Annotated in this window: 5 protein-coding genes; all 5 read right to left on the bottom strand. The window is 70.5% G+C overall.

What is annotated here, in order from left to right; all coding sequences use genetic code 11:
- Positions 1 to 553: chorismate synthase (locus RWX45_RS04250; RefSeq protein WP_316022530.1), on the bottom strand; the 553-nt coding region annotated here is incomplete at its 3' end.
- Positions 554 to 560: 7 nt separating this feature from the next.
- Entirely contained in the window at positions 561 to 1,502 is a 942-nt protein-coding gene (locus tag RWX45_RS04245) for a shikimate dehydrogenase (protein ID WP_316022529.1), read from the bottom strand.
- Between the two features lie 21 nt (positions 1,503 to 1,523).
- Complete coding sequence (gene mltG, locus RWX45_RS04240; RefSeq protein ID WP_316022528.1) at positions 1,524 to 2,759, bottom strand: endolytic transglycosylase MltG; 1,236 nt, start codon at positions 2,757 to 2,759, stop codon at positions 1,524 to 1,526.
- Positions 2,756 to 3,232, bottom strand: a complete 477-nt coding sequence (gene ruvX, locus RWX45_RS04235) for a Holliday junction resolvase RuvX (protein WP_316022527.1) — start codon at positions 3,230 to 3,232, stop codon at positions 2,756 to 2,758. The genes mltG and ruvX overlap by 4 nt, the downstream gene beginning before the upstream one ends.
- Positions 3,233 to 3,254: 22 nt before the next feature.
- Entirely contained in the window at positions 3,255 to 3,383 is a 129-nt protein-coding gene (locus RWX45_RS04230; RefSeq protein ID WP_316022526.1) for a DHHA1 domain-containing protein, read from the bottom strand.
- Positions 3,384 to 3,478 lie beyond the last annotated feature (95 nt).

Here is a 3,478-nt window from a genome sequence, read left to right as displayed (position 1 = left end):
GTAGGGCGACAGTGCCGATACGCACCACATGGCTGACAAGCCGAATACCTGCCACCTGCTCCAAAACCGCCTCGGCAACGGCGCCCAGGGCGACCCGGGCGGCGGTTTCCCGGGCGGAGGCGCGTTCCAGGACGGGGCGGGCATCGGGCAGGTCGTACTTGAGCAGGCCGGGTAAGTCGGCGTGTCCGGGGCGCGGCCGGGTCAGGGGCAGGTTGCGGGCAATTTCCCGCTCATCTCCGGTACCGGCGTGCTTGCGCAGGGCCGTCTCGGGCACCGGGTCGGGGCTCATGACCGTAGCCCATTTGGGCCATTCGGAATTCCCGATGCGCAGGGCTACGGGGCTGCCCAGGGTGCGGCCGTGACGGATACCGCCGAGGATGGCCAGGTCGTCCTGCTCGAACTTCTGCCGGGCGCCGCGGCCGTGGCCGAGGCGACGGCGAGCCAGGGCGGCGCGCAGCTGCGCACTGGTGATCTCCACGCCCGCGGGAACCCCCTCGATGATGGCGGTGAGGGCCTCACCGTGGGATTCGCCGGCGGTCATCCATCGAAGCATGGGCAGATCATCCCACGCTCAGCGCCCGGGTCAACGCGCCGCGCATAATCTCCACGTCGGGGGTATGCCCGGTCATGAGCGTGACCTGCGGGACCGCCTGGTGCAACAGCATGAGCCAACCGGCGGCAACCCGCCCGCCCGCACTCTGCCAGGCGCTCGCCAGCGGGGTCGGCCAGGGTGCGTAGACGACGTCGAGCAGCACCGCGTCTCGGAGTTGCTCGGCGCCCGTCAAGGCAGGCACCAGGGGCGCGACGAGGGTGTCGGCGGCGCCCGCCGGGAGGGTGGAGACAACAATATCGGCTCCGGCCACGGCGGCAGCGACCTCGGCGTCGGAGTCGGCGGCCCCGGGCCGCCACGTGAGGGCGTTGATTTCCAGCCCCATGCGGTGTGCGGCCGTCAGCGCACGTCCCGGCCCGGCGTGGCGGCGGGCGGCGACGGTCAGCTCGGTGGCGCCCAGCTCGCTGAGGGCGGCGAGGGCGGAGCAGGCGGTGGCGCCGGATCCCAGGATGACGGCGCGGTGCGGGCACCGCTGGTCGTCGCGGCTCCCGTCCGTGCCGGCACGGGTCTCCCGCACGGCGCCAACGATCCCGGCCACGTCCGTGTTGAAGCCGGCCAGCAGGGCGGCGCCGCGTCCGGAGCGCTGAGCCACCACCGTGTTGACCGCGCCGACGGTTGCGGCCAGCGGGTCGACGACGTCGAGCCTGGGCAGCAGGGCCTGCTTGTGCGGCATGGTGACGCTCAGCCCTGCCCAGATGGGATCGGCCGGTGCCGGGGCGGCCAGCTCCTCCAGTAGGGCGGGCAGCTCGGCGGGCGTAGTCTCGCGGCGCTCGTAGATCCAGTCGTCCAGGCCCAAGGCGGCGTAGGCGGCGCGGTGCAGCACCGGGGAGAGCGAATGCGCCACGGGGGTGCCGATGACGGCGGCCCGGTGCCTGGCACCAGTGCCGCTCATGGGGCCGGTTGCCATCATCGCCTACTCGCTGTCTGTGGGGGTCGCCTGCGGGCTGGGTGAGGAGGAGGCGCCGGAGCACACCTCCTGGTTGTCCTGGCAGTAGGCGCTCAGCTGCTTCGTGTTCTCCACCTGTTCCTCGTGAGTGCTGGCGAACAGGGTTTCCCCGGTCTCCAGGTTGACGGTGACGAAGTACAGCCAATCACCTTCCGGCGGATTGACGACGGCCTGAATGGCGAGCTCGCTGGGGCTGCCGATCGGGGTGGGGGGCAGGCCGGCGTGCTGATAGGTGTTGTAGGCGTTGGAGGAGTCGGCGATCTCTTGGTCGCTGGGAATGCCGCCGGTGCGCCCCAGTCCGTAAAGCACGGTGGAGTCCATCTGGAGCATGCCCTTGGTCTCCCCACCGGTGTCGGATAGCCGGTTGTCAATGACGCGGGCGACCTTCCCGTAGTAGGTGGGGTCGGAGACCTCGCGCTCCACAATGGAGGCCTTGGTCAGTACGTCCTCGTAGTTCTCGGCAGTAGCCCCGGAGTTGTTCAGCCGTGTCACCGTGGTGGAGACCATGGAGGCCACGACGTCGGTGGCAGTGGCGTCCTCGGCAATGTCATAGGTGGAGGGGGCCAGCCAGCCCTCCACGTCCCCGCCGGCGATGTCGGGCAGGCCGATAGCCGCGGTGTCCGCGAAGGCCTCCTCCACCTCGGCGTCGGTGTAGCCGCCCACGCTCATGAGCCGTTCCTTGACCTCGGTCTTGGTGGCGCCCTCGGGGATGGTCAGAGTGTGGTCGGAGCGGGAGGAGGGGTCCAGCAGCAGGGCCACCGCGTTGGCGGCGGACATGTGCGTTTTGAGCGTGTAGGTGCCGGCCTGAATGTTGCCGGAATTGGCGTTGGCCGCATAGGCGTTGCGGAAAGCGGCGGCGGTGGCGACCACGTCCGCCTTGGCGAGAATGTCGGCTATCTCCGCCCCGGTGGCGCCGTCCGGAATGGTGACGACGACCTCTTCCTCGCCCGCACCGGTGTAGTCGGAAATGGATGTCTGCGCGGGTCTGGCGTCCTTGACGACGCTGAGTGCCTCATAGCCGACGAACCCGACTCCGGCGAGCACGACGATGAGCACGACGGCGGTCAGGGCGTGCCGACGTCGCTTGCGGCGACGCCGGGATCGTTCGGTGTCTCGTCGGTGACGCCGACGACGGCCGTCTTCCGGCTGCTCGGCCTCGGCGGCATCCGCCCCTACCGCGGAGAAGAAGTCGTCCTCGCTCACAGTCTGCCTCTCTGGATGGGTGCGGCCGGCTCGCCGGCGGGCGCCTGGGTGGAGCGCTCCGTGGCGAGGGCCTGTTCAAGTATGACCACGGCGGCCGCCTGGTCAACGACGCTGCGGAAGTACTTCTCTTCTCGTCCCGCCTCGTGCAACTCACGGTGCGCGGTCACGGTAGTGAGCCGCTCATCCACCAGCCGGACCGGTACGGGAGTGATGAGTCCGGCCAGCATGCCGGCCCAGCGGCGGGCATCCTTGGTGGAGTGGGAGGCGCCCCCACTCATGTTACGGGGTAGGCCCACGATCACTTCAACGGCGTCGTAGTCGGCGACCAGGTCCGCAGCCTCCTCGAGGTCACCACCATAGCGGTCGCGGTGCAGGGTCGTCAGGGGGACGGCAAGGATGGCATCAGCGTCACAACGGGCCACGCCCACCCGCACCTGACCGACGTCAAAAGCCAGCCGGACTCCGCTTCTCACGCTGCCCTCCCACGTGTGCCGGTCAGGCGGCCAGGCCCACGGCAATGGCGTCCAGGGCAGCGGGAATCGCCGTTGGGTCCTGGCCGCCTCCCTGCGCCACGTCGTCCTTACCGCCGCCGCCGCCGCCCAGGGCGGTGGCCGCCGCGCGCACGAGGACGCCGGCACGGGCTCACCGCTCACGCGCGGTGGGGTTGGTGGCCACGACGACGAGGGGGCACCCGCCCGTCTCGCCGGCCAGGGCCACGA

This window comes from Actinomyces sp. MRS3W (assembly GCF_032465695.1).
In the GTDB taxonomy this organism is placed as follows: domain Bacteria; phylum Actinomycetota; class Actinomycetes; order Actinomycetales; family Actinomycetaceae; genus Actinomyces.
Note: the sequence above shows the minus strand (reverse complement) of the source record. Positions and strands in the feature narration are given on the sequence as shown.